The sequence below is a fragment of the Streptomyces sp. NBC_00457 genome (assembly GCF_036014015.1).
Classification (GTDB): domain Bacteria; phylum Actinomycetota; class Actinomycetes; order Streptomycetales; family Streptomycetaceae; genus Streptomyces.
In genome coordinates this window covers 5128561-5140326 of the sequence record NZ_CP107905.1, presented here as the reverse complement: position 1 = coordinate 5140326, position 11766 = coordinate 5128561, and the positions used below count along the sequence as shown (strand labels likewise).

General features: G+C 68.2%; 14 protein-coding genes. 9 read left to right on the top strand and 5 right to left on the bottom strand.

The features are described 5' to 3' along the window. The first annotated feature begins 81 nt into the window (after positions 1-81). The 4 genes from OG828_RS23330 (at position 82) to OG828_RS23315 (ending at position 4274) form a co-directional block, all read left to right on the top strand. Positions 82-1476 carry a histidine kinase gene (locus OG828_RS23330; protein ID WP_443062514.1) on the top strand — a complete coding sequence of 465 codons (1395 nt, stop codon included), beginning with the start codon at positions 82-84 and terminating at the stop codon, positions 1474-1476. Next, positions 1473-2147: a response regulator transcription factor gene (locus OG828_RS23325; protein WP_328502212.1), complete on the top strand. Its 675-nt coding sequence runs from the start codon at positions 1473-1475 to the stop codon at positions 2145-2147. The genes OG828_RS23330 and OG828_RS23325 overlap by 4 nt, the downstream gene beginning before the upstream one ends. A gap of 124 nt (positions 2148-2271) precedes the next feature. Further along, complete coding sequence (locus OG828_RS23320; protein WP_328502211.1) at positions 2272-3612, top strand: sensor histidine kinase; 1341 nt, start codon at positions 2272-2274, stop codon at positions 3610-3612. Next, on the top strand, positions 3609-4274 hold the full coding sequence (locus tag OG828_RS23315; protein WP_210580566.1) for a response regulator: 666 nt from the start codon (positions 3609-3611) through the stop codon (positions 4272-4274). Before OG828_RS23320 ends, OG828_RS23315 begins: the two co-directional genes overlap by 4 nt. A 112-nt stretch (positions 4275-4386) precedes the next feature. Here OG828_RS23315 and OG828_RS23310 read toward each other — a convergent pair whose 3' ends face one another. Next, the gene (locus tag OG828_RS23310) at positions 4387-4989 is read right to left on the bottom strand and encodes a TetR/AcrR family transcriptional regulator (RefSeq protein WP_328439473.1); all 603 of its coding nucleotides are present in this window, start codon (positions 4987-4989) and stop codon (positions 4387-4389) included. Positions 4990-5061: 72 nt separating this feature from the next. Here OG828_RS23310 and OG828_RS23305 point away from each other — a divergent pair, with 72 nt between their 5' ends. Continuing rightward, positions 5062-5889 carry a class I SAM-dependent methyltransferase gene (locus tag OG828_RS23305; RefSeq protein ID WP_328502210.1) on the top strand — a complete coding sequence of 276 codons (828 nt, stop codon included), beginning with the start codon at positions 5062-5064 and terminating at the stop codon, positions 5887-5889. A gap of 26 nt (positions 5890-5915) precedes the next feature. On the opposite strand, the gene OG828_RS23300 is transcribed toward OG828_RS23305, so the two are convergent. Next, entirely contained in the window at positions 5916-6767 is an 852-nt protein-coding gene (locus OG828_RS23300) for a GntR family transcriptional regulator (RefSeq protein ID WP_328439471.1), read from the bottom strand. 248 nt (positions 6768-7015) lie between these two features. Between OG828_RS23300 and OG828_RS23295 the strand changes: the two genes are divergently transcribed. Further along, positions 7016-7153 (top strand): hypothetical protein, encoded by a 138-nt coding sequence (locus OG828_RS23295; protein ID WP_328439470.1) that lies wholly within the window; start codon positions 7016-7018, stop codon positions 7151-7153. 29 nt (positions 7154-7182) lie between these two features. Here OG828_RS23295 and OG828_RS23290 read toward each other — a convergent pair whose 3' ends face one another. Further along, positions 7183-7590 (bottom strand): ATP-binding protein, encoded by a 408-nt coding sequence (locus OG828_RS23290; RefSeq protein ID WP_328439469.1) that lies wholly within the window; start codon positions 7588-7590, stop codon positions 7183-7185. 305 nt (positions 7591-7895) lie between these two features. On the opposite strand from OG828_RS23290, the gene OG828_RS23285 reads away from it, so the two are divergent. Together OG828_RS23285 and OG828_RS23280 are read left to right on the top strand one after the other, a co-directional pair. After that, a complete protein-coding gene (locus OG828_RS23285; RefSeq protein WP_443060172.1) occupies positions 7896-8669 on the top strand; it encodes a DUF5753 domain-containing protein in 774 nt (257 codons plus the stop codon). Further along, positions 8669-8854 carry a DUF397 domain-containing protein gene (locus OG828_RS23280; RefSeq protein ID WP_328439467.1) on the top strand — a complete coding sequence of 62 codons (186 nt, stop codon included), beginning with the start codon at positions 8669-8671 and terminating at the stop codon, positions 8852-8854. Before OG828_RS23285 ends, OG828_RS23280 begins: the two co-directional genes overlap by 1 nt. 322 nt (positions 8855-9176) lie before the next feature. Here OG828_RS23280 and OG828_RS23275 read toward each other — a convergent pair whose 3' ends face one another. Together OG828_RS23275 and OG828_RS23270 are read right to left on the bottom strand one after the other, a co-directional pair. Further along, entirely contained in the window at positions 9177-9980 is an 804-nt protein-coding gene (locus OG828_RS23275; RefSeq protein ID WP_328439466.1) for a hypothetical protein, read from the bottom strand. A gap of 205 nt (positions 9981-10185) precedes the next feature. After that, on the bottom strand, positions 10186-11259 hold the full coding sequence (locus OG828_RS23270) for an alkene reductase (protein ID WP_328502209.1): 1074 nt from the start codon (positions 11257-11259) through the stop codon (positions 10186-10188). 116 nt (positions 11260-11375) lie between these two features. Between OG828_RS23270 and OG828_RS23265 the strand changes: the two genes are divergently transcribed. After that, positions 11376-11753, top strand: a complete 378-nt coding sequence (locus OG828_RS23265) for a MerR family transcriptional regulator (RefSeq protein WP_328439464.1) — start codon at positions 11376-11378, stop codon at positions 11751-11753. Positions 11754-11766 lie beyond the last annotated feature (13 nt).

The window sequence follows — 11766 nt, the reverse complement described above, 5'->3', positions numbered from 1 at the left end:
GACGGCGTGAACGGCGAGGAGAACGACCCACCGGCAAAGGAGCCACAGCACTCACCCCAACCCGCCCCCGCACCGACCCGCGTGCACCGCCTCCGCAAAGCCCTAGGCACGTCCCCCTCCCCAACTTCCCCCCACCTGCCCAAGTACCGCTGGCTGCGCTGGCTGACCTACCTCCTCGTCTTCTGGATCGCTCTGGGCATCTCCCTGGCCGGCGGCGCCGATATCAGCGACAACTACGGCCTGTCCGCGGGACAGGGACTGGTGCTCGGCCTCACGCAAGGCGCGGCAGTCGTACTGGCCTTGTGGCGCCCGACGCCCGCCTGGGCCCTGTCCCTCGCCGCCACCGTCACCACCGCCCTGACCGTCGGCCCGCACCTGGCCGATGCCAAAGGCCCTGACCCCAGCTGGCCGTGGAGCACCCCCGCTGTCCTCGCCCACTCCCTCGTGTTCCTCCTGCTCGCTCTGCGCGTACCTGCGCGCAAGGTGATCGCGGCCCTGGTGGTGACGGGCCTGGCCACCGTCGTTCTCCAGGTGGGCGTGTGGCGCGTCGACGCGACCGCCGGGTACTCCAGCACGGGCACGGTGGCGATCGCGCTCTTCGCCGTGGCCGTCGTGGTCGGCATGGCGCTGCGCGGCAGGCGCGAGGCCCGCACCCGGCTCGTGGAGCAGGAGACGAGAACCGCGGAGGAGCGGGCCCGCCGCACGCTGCTGGAGGAGCGCAGCCGGATCGCCCGTGAACTGCACGACGTGGTCGCGCACCACATGTCGGTGATCTCCATCCAGGCCCAGGTCGCCCCGCACCTCGTCGAGAACCCGTCCGAGGAGCTGAAGGAGAACCTCGACGGCATCCGGCAGAACGCCCTGGAGGCCCTGACCGAACTCCGCCGAGTCCTGGGCGTCCTGCGCTCCGAGAACCCCGACGACCCCTACGGCCTGGGCGAACCCGGCACCGGCACGGCCCCGCAGTCCCCGCAGCCCACGCTCGACCGCCTGGACGCCCTGATTGAGAACACACGTGCCGCCGGGCTGAGGGTCGCCACCGACATCAGGGGCACGGCACCTCCGTATCCGCCGGGCGTGGAGCTGTCGGCGTACCGGATCATCCAGGAGGCGCTGAGCAACGCGCTGCGGCACGCCCCGGGATCGGCGGTGCGCGTCGAGATCACCCACTTCCCCCGCGGTCTGTACCTCGGTGTGATCAACTCCCGTCCGGAGGGCCCGGTCCCGCCCTCACCGGGCACGGGCCACGGCTTGCTCGGCATGCGTGAGCGCGCCACGATGCTCGGCGGCCACGTCACCGCCACCCCGACCCTGCACGGCGGTTTCTCGGTCTCGGCGTTCCTCCCGAGAGACGGCACCGCGGACCCCGACGACAGGGAGCCCGTCGAGCCGGACGGCTCCGTCACGCCTGTGTTCGGCCCCGGCGTCTTCGAGACCGAGGCACCCCGACCCACGACCGGAGAAGAGAACCCATGACGAGCGGCACCATCCGCGTACTCATCGCCGACGACCAGCAGATGGTCCGGCAGGGCTTCACCGTGCTGCTCAACACCCAGCCCGACATCGACGTCATCGGCCAGGCGGTGGACGGTATGGACGCGGTCGCCAAGGTCGCCGAACTCGTCCCGGACGTCGTCCTCATGGACATCCGTATGCCCGAACTCAGCGGCATCGAGGCCACCCGCCGCATCGTCGGCGTGACCCCGCACATCAAGGTGCTCGTGCTGACCACCTTCGACCTGGACGAGTACGTGTACGAGGCGCTGCGTGCCGGCGCGTCCGGGTTCCTGCTGAAGGACGCCTCCGCCGACAAGCTCGCCGAGGCGATCCGGGTGGTGGCGGCCGGCGACGCGCTGCTCGCGCCCGGTATCACCCGGCGGTTGATCGCCGAGTTCTCCCGTCTCGGCGACAAGCCGCGTGCCCCGCTCAAGACCCGCGTCGGCGACCTGACCGAGCGGGAGACGGAAGTGCTGGCGCTGATCGCGCAGGGTCTGTCGAACGCGGAGATCGCCGAGCGCCTGGTCGTCGCCGAGCAGACCGTGAAGACCCACGTGGGCCGCATCCTGGTGAAGCTGGGCCTGCGCGACCGTACGCAGGCGGCCGTGTTCGCGTACGAGTCGGGGCTGGTGAGGCCCTCGGGGTACTGACCGGCGTCCGCCGGCCGCTCCCACCCCCCGGAGCTGGGCGTACCCGTAATACCTGAGATGGACGCCGAAGTACCCCTCTCACTGGTGACGCCCGAGACCCCCGTTGACCTCTACCGTCTTATACGTGACCGAGACGACCCAGACACCGACGCCGCCGGGCGGCGAGTTCGATGCGTACAAGGCCCGCAGCCCGGAGTTCCGACTGGCCGTGGACGCTCTGCGCGGGCTGCGCCAGGACCTGATCCACGACGCGTTCGCCTACCGCCCACTGCCCCGCAGGAGCGAGGGCGGCCCGATCGTCCGGCGGCTGCCCGGCCGTATGCGGGAGTACGCGGGCTGGCTGCCGCACACCCTGATCACCGGCGCCGGGCTGATCGCAATGCTCGTCGGCACGGCCGACAGCAACCCGCTCGTCGGCCTGTGCGTGCTGGCCCCGGTCCTGCTGACCATGGCCCGGCCGGTCGGCGCGTTCTGGCTGTCCATGGCCGTGACCCCCGTCACCGCCGTGCTCGGCCAGACCGGTGACGGCTGGCCGTGGCAGCCCGGCAGCTTCATCTGCCATGTGGTGGTGCTGTACGTCGTCGCGTTGCGCACCCGGCCGCGTACGGCCGCCTGGATGTGGGTGCTGACCGCGCTGTACGGGCTGATGGCGGAGAGCGTCGGCGGCGGGCCATACGGATACAGCGGCTCGGACCTCATGCCGATGCTGTTCTTCACCGCCCTGCTCCTGCTGGGCGTCACCGTCTGGCACATCCGCCGTGAGGCCCGTCAGGAGGTGACCGCCCAGCAGACGGTGACCGCGCACGAGCGCTCCAAGCGCACGCTGCTGGAGGAGCGCACGACGATCGCCCGCGAGCTGCACGACGTGGTCGCCCACCACATGTCGGTCGTCGCCATCCAGGCGGAGGCCGCCCCCTACCGGGTGGAGAACCCGCCGCCGGAGCTGGAGCGCGCCTTCGCCACCATCAGGGAGAACGCGGTGGCGGCCCTCACCGAACTCCGCCGCGTCCTGGGCGTCGTCCGGGCAGAGGGCTACGAGGCCCCGGACGCCCCGCAGCCCACCCTCGGCGACCTCGACGCACTGCTGGCGAACGTGCGGGACACGGGCCTGAGCGTGGAGAAGACGGTGATCGGCGCGGTGCGCGAACTCCCGCAGGGCGTCGAGCTGTCGGCGTACCGAATAGTCCAGGAGGCACTGAGCAACTCACTCAGACACGCACCCGGCGCGAGCGCCCGCGTAGAGATCGCCTACGTCCTCGGTGGCCTGGGTCTGCGCATAGTCAACGGCCCCCCGCCGGCCCTCGCCCTCGTCAAGCCCTCACCCGGCGCCGGCCACGGCATCACCGGTATGCGGGAGCGTGTCTCCATGCTGAACGGCGAGATGACGGCGAGCGGCACGGACGACGGCGGCTATGAGGTGTCGGTGTTCCTGCCGGTCACCGCGGTGATCGAAGGTGACGCATGACCATCCGCGTGCTGATCGCGGACGACCAGATGATGGTCCGCGAGGGCTTCTCGGTCCTGCTGAACGCGATGCCGGACATCGAGGTCGTCGGCGAGGCCGTCAACGGCCGGGAGGCGGTGGACCGCGTCCGCGAACTGTCCCCGGACGTCGTGCTGATGGACATCCGCATGCCCGAGCTGAACGGCATCGAGGCGACCCGGGAGATCGTCGCGGCGGACGACGCGGCGAAGGTGCTGGTGCTGACCACCTTCGACCTGGACGAATACGTCTACCAGGCGCTGCGGGCAGGAGCCTCCGGCTTCCTCCTCAAGGACGCCTCGGCCCGCCAACTCGCCGACGGCGTACGGGTGGTGGCGTCCGGTGAGGCCCTCCTCGCCCCCTCCGTCACCAAGCGCCTGATCACCGAGTTCTCCAAACTGTCCGAGGCCCCGCGCGCCATGTCCACCGCCCACGCGGCGTACGGCGAACTGACCGAACGGGAGACGGAGGTCCTGGTCCTGATCGCGCAGGGCCTGTCGAACGCGGAGATCGCCGAGCGCCTGGTGGTGGCGGAGTCGACCATCAAGACCCACGTCAGCCGGATCCTGGTAAAGCTCGGCCTCAGGGACCGCACGCAGGCGGCGGTCTTCGCGTACGAGGCACGGCTGGTGACGCCGGGTTAGTGACCGCAACAGGGCCGTTGAACCGGCGCGCGTCTGTCCGTGCGTGCGGCGCAGGCTTGAAGTACGACGGCTTGGTGCGCCCGGACGTGTGCAGGCCCTGCGTACTCGACCGTCAGCGTGGCCGCCGTTGGACAACGTCGGCGAGCACCGTTGTCACGAGCTTGTTGACGGTTGCCGTGGTCGGCGGGCTGGGATCGCGGTCGGCGAACAGGAGATGCCCGCCACCGACCAGGGAGAGGGTGAGCGAGTCGATGTCGGCGTCGGCCGCGATGCGGCCCAGTTCACGCTCGTCGGCCAGGTAGGCGGAGATCGCGGTCGTGGCCTGGGCGAGGATCGCGATGCCGCCTCCGGGCCTGGCTTGTCGCAGCCGTGCGCGCAGCTCGTCCCGGAAGGTGATGAGCGGGATGATCGCCACCGGAACCGGTCCGAACAGGGTGGTCAGCGCGGTGGTGAGGTTGTCGGCCACCGTGCCGGTGCCGGCGGACTCGCGCAGCGCACTCGCGTGCGTCTCGAGCTGCGCGGTTCGGTCGAGCACGAGGTCGGTGAGGAAGGCGTCGAAGTCGCTGAAGTGCCGGTGCAGGACGCCTTTGGCGCAGCCTGCCTCGTCGGTGACGGCCCGGCTGGTCAGCGCATCTGGCCCGTCCCGCAGCAGCACGCGTTCGGCGGCGTCGAACAGCTGCTGCCGCGCGTCGCGAAGGTGTATCCCGGTTGGCACTCACAGATCCTCTCGTGCATCAGTCTGCTGGCATCCGTTGCCCAGTGGGCATGCGCCCACTAAAGTGGGCGCATGCCCACTTTACCGCGAGAGCAACCAGAACCGTCCCGAGCGGAGCTACACCAGGCCCGGCAGATGGCCGAGTCGTTCGGTACGGACCCGCAACGTTACGACCAGGCCCGGCCCGACTACCCAGACGCATTGGTGACGCGGATCGTCGCCGGGAGCCCAGGGCCTGAGGTGCTCGACGTGGGTTGTGGCACCGGCATCGCAGCCCGCCAGTTCCAGGCCGCCGGCTGCGCCGTGCTCGGCGTCGAACCGGATGCGCGGATGGCCAAGTTCGCGCGAGCCCACGGCCTACAGGTCGAGGTGGCGACGTTGGCAGCCTGGGAGTCGGCCGGCCGGACGTTCGACACGGTAATCGCGGCCCAGTCCTGGCACTGGGTGGACCCGGTCGTCGGCGCAGTCAAGGCCGCCCAGGTGCTGCGTCCGGACGGGCGTCTGGCGATCTTCGGGCACGTGTACGAACCGCCCGCCGAGGTGGCCGAACCGTTCGCCGCCGCCTACCGGCGGGTGGTGCCGGACTCGCCGTTCAGCAGTCAACAGGCCCGACGTCCACTGGACATGTACCAAGCGGGGTACGCGAAGTTCGCCGACGCGATCCGTCAGACCGAACGCTTCAACGACCCCGAACAGTGGCGATTCGACTGGGAACGGCCCTACACGCGCGACCAATGGCTGGAGCTGCTTCCCACCACCGGCGGTCTCACCCAACTACCTCCCGACAAGACAGCCGACATCCTTGACGCGGTCGGGGCCGCCATCGACTCGATAGGCGGTCGCTTCACAATGGTCTACACCACCCTGGCGACGACCGCCGTACGCGCCGGCACCTCCTGACTCATCTGAAAGAGCCACCGAGCTGGTCACAGGTTGTACTGGACGTCCGTGGACACTGTTTCCCAGATGGAGTTGAACCAGAGATGGGACTGCTCGACGAAAGTCGTGTCGGTTGATTCAGTTGCATCCGAAGTGAATCGTCTCTGTAGCGACAGCTCTGTCATTGCGTCAAAGAAATCCTGTGGCTGGTCGTCGATGACTTCTTCGCGGCGCGTGGCCATGCAGTAGGAGAAGAGTGCTTCAGATCCATTGATCAGATAGAGCTCCGCCATCGGCGTGAAGGGGACGGCGCGAAAGGCGACGTCCACGTCAATGTCGTGGGTGGAGCGAAGCGAGAGTAGTGCCGTTCTGAGCGACTGTGCATGGGTGTTGCGTCGCATCAGCCATCGTTGATGCAGTAGGTCGCCGTCGGCATCATCTGCTTTCACTGAAACCGGGAAGGCCAGGGCTATGTCCCGACTCGGCACCAGAACCCGAACGGAAACTCTCGCGGGGCGAATTTTTCCCGCGTGTATGTCCTGAACCGGTCTGGCTGCAGCCAGGGCCAGTGATTGGCCGGTCAGACACAAGGCGTCGACTTCCACATGCGACGCAGAGAAGCCGATCGAAAGTCGATCTCCGAGGCCGACGATGGAAGTGGTCCACTGAGCGCTGTCAGGAGTGGCTGGTGCGGACTTGCTCGCGCCGGTGCCGCTTGTCGTCTCGACAAGCTGGATCCACTCACGAACATTCGGAGAAGGTAGCTCGGCCCAATGGCACAGGAGGCGCACGACATCGAGGAAGCGGTCGGCGTCACGCGGGGCGTGATGGCCAGTACGCCAGTCACTCAATGTGGTTACTGGCACTCCGGTCTCCTGCTGAACTCGGAGCAGGGTCACCCTGCTTCCTGCAGCGGCTTGGCGAGTTCGCGCGGCATCCCATAAGTCGGAGAAGGCTCTCATCGTTGGTGACGCCATACGGTGCCCCACCCCACTGCTTCCGAGTCGGAAGTTCCGACTCGGGACCGAGTGTATGAGTCCGGAATCCGGATCGTCACGAGATCTGTGGCACCGACAGGCGAGCACCCCTCCAATGGGCAACAAGCAGCGTGACGTCGCTGCCCCGCGCATCACGTCAGGGGGTTCACGTGAGCAACAGGACTCGAAGCAGGCACACCGCCCAGCGGCTGGGGCGGACCGCCCTGTTCGGGGTCGTCCGCGGTGTCAGCACTGCCCTGGGCGGTGCAGCCGTCGCCGCGTTCGTCTGGTGGGTGCAGAGCCGGTGAGACCGACGGGCAGTCTGCTCACGGCGGAATCAAGCCGTCGCGAGCTCACACCACACGTACTTACCCCGGTTGCCGAATCTGGACAGGGGCTGCCACCCCCAGAGGGTGGAGCAGGACTTCACGAGGACGAGGCCTCGGCCGTCCTCCGTGGTGGTGAGGTCCCGCAATTCATCCGGGAAATCCGGCGGTTCCGGGTCTGCGTCCCACGCGCCGATCCGCAGAACGCCGGCCGACCACCGTACCCGTAGTGCAGCGGGGCCCTTTGTGTGGCGCACGGCATTGGAAACCAGCTCCGCTGCGAGGAGCTCCGCTGTGTCGACGATGGTGATCAAGCCGTGCAGGGTCAGGATCAGGCGGAGGGTGCGGCGACAGACGGTGACGGCGCGTGGGTCGTTGGGGATGTAGAGGGAGTACTCCCATGGCTCGCTTTCGGGCATGCGTGAACTCCGTTCGGCTGATGGGGGGTTGTGGTCCGCCGGGCGGTGGCAGTGCCGCGGCCGTCATGGCAGGACGGGGCGGTGCGCTTCCGGGGTCCCGGAGTGTCGCAGCGTGTGCGTCGCGACACTGACGGTATTTCCTAGACTTAGGAAAGTGCAACCTGCTGCCGTATTCTGGCGCTCGAACGAGGGACATCCACGGGGGAGTTGGAGCGAGGAGGCATCGGTTGCCGCCGAAGAGGGATCTCACGGCCCGAAGAGTGAGGTTGGGTGCCGAGCTGCGAAAACTTCGCGAGGCAACGGGCATGACGGCCAAGGAGGCGGCAGAGCTGCTTGAGGCCGACGCCGTCCAGATGAGTCAGATCGAGTCCGGCACGGTAGGCGTGAGCGCCAAACGCGTGCGCCGCCTCGCAGTCAACTATGCGTGTGCGGACGAGGCGTTGATCGAGGCGCTCGTGGCCATGGCAATCGATCGCACGCGTGGCTGGTGGGAGGAGTACCGAGGAGTTTTGCCCCAGGTAAACCTGGACGTGGCCGAGGCGGAACACCACGCCACGTACCTGCGAGACATCGTCATCACCCGCATCCCCGGGCTCCTTCAGACGCCGGACTACGCCCGTGCGGTATTCGCCTATATGAACCCTGGGCTGCCCGACGACGAGGTGGACATCAAGGTGGAGTACCGGATGCGACGTCGTGCCGTGGTCGAGGGAGAATCCCCTACGCCGTACGAGGCGATCATCCACGAAGTGGCACTGCGGCTGCGCGTCTCCGACCGGGAGTCCTCGCGTGCCCAGCTCCGACAGATCCTGGACTTGGTGGAGCAGGGGCTTGCCACGGTGCGTGTCATTCCCACCGAGCAAGACGGCTTTGCCGGTTCCGGGGCTTCGATGTTGTACGTGGGAGGCTCCGTGCACCAACTGGACACTGTGCTACGAGACTCGCCCAGCGGGGTCGCGTTCGTCGATGCCGAATCCCAGTTGGACCGACTACGGGCGTTGATTCGTAGGGTGGAGAGTGCGTCGCTGGACCCCATGGCGTCGCGCGACTTCATCCATCGTCTGTCGAAGGAGCTGTGATGAACTGGCGTAAGTCCACGTACTCCGATGGTGGCGAGGGCGACACTTGCGTCGAGATCGCGGAGCTGCACCCCCGCATAGCCATCCGCGACTCCAAGGCCCCCACCCGAGCCACCCTCTCTTTCCCCACGGCCTCCTTCACCGTCCTCATCGAGCACCTCAAGGCGTGTAAGCCCGCACCATGAGCGTGCCCAGATTTCCCGGCACGGGTGCGGCGAGCACATGCGCGTCGATGCCGGTGAAGCCGTACCGCTTGAGGATGTCCGCCCACATCTCGGGGGCGTACTGCCAGTGAAGGACGGTCAGTTCGCGCTCTCGGCCTTCGAGTCACTTGCCCGCATCTGCTGAGGTCCGTATGAACCAGTGACCGGTTCGGCGTGTGAGAAGGCGAAGACCCCGCCAGGGGACAGTCGCTCGAAGACGCGGGGGATCGAACTCTACGGACGACGATGACAGGTAGGCGCAGGCCTCTGCCTCTATGAAGGACAGCCCGGGAGTGTCCTCCCATCAGGCGCGGGCGACTTGGACCGGGGAGAAGGCGACGCCGGTCACCTCGACGCCCTGCCGGGCCAGATGGGTCGCTTCCTTGCCCTCCGCCGGTCCCAGTTCCAGCGCGCGGCGGGGGAGGCCGAGGACCTCGGAGCCGGGGCCGTGCGCGGGGTGCTGGGTCCAGTCGAACCGGTCGGCCTGCGGGCCCGGTTGTGTGCCCTCGCCTTGTAGGGCTTGTACCTGTCCCAGTATTCGGCCGGTGTCTTGGGAGCGTGGGGCATTCGACTCCTCGGGAGGGCGGACTGACCGGTGTCCGTCGGGCTGGACACCGTATCGGTGCTCCCTTCCAGTTCGCCCCGGACTGCATGGCCCGCACTTGCCGTAGTCCCGTTCTAAGAGCTTCCAGTCCACGTGGAAGCCGGCGTCGGCGGTGATCTGCGCGGTGCGTTCCACCGAGCCGTCGTACTTGAACTCGTTCTCCCGGATGTGTTCCAGGAATCGGCCGCCGAAGTGAGCCGCGCAGGACTCGCGGTAGTTCTTCGTGTCCAGGATGAAGGCGTGGACTGCCAGCTCGACCAGGCGGCCGCAGCACATCTCGAGGCCTTGGCCCCATTTCTCCATCGCGGTGATCAGGTACGAGTTCGCGGCGCCGAACAGCCGGTTGGCCAACACCTCGTCCACCGGGTGGTCCCGCATCAGGAGCTGGATCTCCCCGTCCCACACGTCGTGCGTGACGTAGCCCCGGGGGTCTCGGACCCGCGGGTGAGCGGCGTACGCGAGCTCGTCGCGGCAACAGGTGTCCGTGGCTGACCTCGGCCGCACAGGAGAAATCCCTGGTTGGACAGGGAGCCGACGGTCTGGCGTCACCCGTGCACGGCAGTTGCTTGCGAGGGTGTTCGCTTATGAGGCGCGGTTGGTGACGTCCGGGCCAGGCGGGGCCGGCGAAGTCGGGGCGTGGTTAGCCACGACGGACCCGCAGACGAAACGCCGGAGTTTCAGCACAGCGCCTGGTCGGCGCGGGCTGGCGTCAGGCCGCGTGCTGATACGTCGGGTAGGTCAGGTATCCCGAGTCACCGCCCTGGTAGTAGGTGGCCTCGTCGACGGGGGCGATCGGGAGTCCGGTGCGGAGCCGTTCGACCAGGTCGGGGTTGGCGATGAAAGCGCGGCCGAAGCTGATGAGTTCGGCTCCCAGCCCGAGCCAGTGGTCGGCCTCGGCCCGGCCGGTCTGCTTCGGTCCCATCGGAAGCACCGGATTCATGATGAGGGTGCCGGGCCACGCGCGGCGCAGTGCGACCAGTACGTCTTCATCGGCGGTGGCCTCGAGATGGATGTAGGCCAGCTCCAGGCGGGCCAACTCGGGCAGCAACTCGGCGTAGAGATCGGCGACATCGGTCTCCTCGACTCCCCAGAAGGTCCCGCCCGGGGAGAGGCGGATGCCGGTCCTGGCCGCGCCGACGGCCTCGACGGTCGCCGATACGGCCTCGACGGCGAACCGGATCCGGTTCGCCGTCGAACCTCCGTAGCGGTCCGTGCGCAGGTTGGCGTTGGTGGAGAGGAACTGCGAGATCAGGTAGCCGTTGGCGCCGTGCAGCTCGACGCCGTCGAAGCCGGCGTCGATGGCGCGGCGAGCGGCCTGGGCGTACGACTGGGCGTGCTCGGGCACCTCGGCGGTCGTCAAGGCACGCGGCATCGGTGCGGGCTGCGGCCCGGTCGGGGTGAACACGTCGCCGACGGCGGGGACGGCCGAGGGCCCGACGGGCTGCATCCCGGTGGTGTCGGGATGGGAGACCCGTCCGCCGTGCATGAGCTGGGCGAAGAGCCGTCCGCCGTTTGCGTGCACGGCGGCGGTCACCTGGCGCCACGCGGTGACCTGTTCATCGGTGTGCAGTCCCGGGGTGCCCGGATTGGACTGTCCGATCAGGCTCGGCTGCACGCCCTCGGTCACGATCAGCCCGGCCGTCGCACGCTGGGCGTAGTAGGACGCCATCGAGGGCGTCGCCAGACCGCCGGCAGCGGCGCGGACCCGCGTCATCGGGGCCATCACCACCCGGTTGGGCAACGTCAGGTCACCGAGCTGATGGCTGTCGAAAAGGGTCGTCACGTCAGGACTCCATCGTGATCTGCGGTACCCGGGTCTCGGGCACGGCAGTTACGCTAAAACCTCACATCCATGTGAGAGGCAAGGGCTGTGTCGCAGGTCACAGCCGGGAGGACGGCATGCGCATCGGGGAGCTCGCGTCACGGGCCGGAGTCAGCGTCCGGTCCCTGCGGTACTACGAAGAACAGGGACTGCTCGCCAGCGTCCGCAGCCCCAGCGGGCAGCGGCACTACACCGAGGATCACGTCGATCGGGTCATGTTCATCCAGCGGTTGTACGCGGCGGGCCTGTCCAGCCGCACCATCGCCGAACTGCTGCCCTGCCGCTACGCGCCCAGCGAGGAGAACTCCGACGCCGCACTGGAGCGGATGGCCCAGGAGCGCGACCGGCTCTCCGAGCACATCGCGGACCTCGCCCGCACCCGTGACGCACTGGACGGGCTGATCGTCACCGCCCGAGCGCATCGAGAGAGACTGCGGGCACCCTTGGCCGGCTGAACGTACCGTGAGG

Bases quoted from the DNA above. Each gene is read 5' to 3' on its own strand.
- OG828_RS23305 (WP_328502210.1), top strand. From the start codon at position 5,062: ATGCCCACTTTACCGCGAGAGCAACCAGAACCGTCCCGAGCGGAGCTA.
- OG828_RS23290 (WP_328439469.1), bottom strand. From the start codon at position 7,590: ATGCCCGAAAGCGAGCCATGGGAGTACTCCCTCTACATCCCCAACGAC.
- OG828_RS23285 (WP_443060172.1), top strand. From the start codon at position 7,896: ATGACGGCCAAGGAGGCGGCAGAGCTGCTTGAGGCCGACGCCGTCCAG.
- OG828_RS23315 (WP_210580566.1), top strand. From the start codon at position 3,609: ATGACCATCCGCGTGCTGATCGCGGACGACCAGATGATGGTCCGCGAG.
- OG828_RS23280 (WP_328439467.1), top strand. From the start codon at position 8,669: ATGAACTGGCGTAAGTCCACGTACTCCGATGGTGGCGAGGGCGACACT.
- OG828_RS23265 (WP_328439464.1), top strand. From the start codon at position 11,376: ATGCGCATCGGGGAGCTCGCGTCACGGGCCGGAGTCAGCGTCCGGTCC.
- OG828_RS23325 (WP_328502212.1), top strand. From the start codon at position 1,473: ATGACGAGCGGCACCATCCGCGTACTCATCGCCGACGACCAGCAGATG.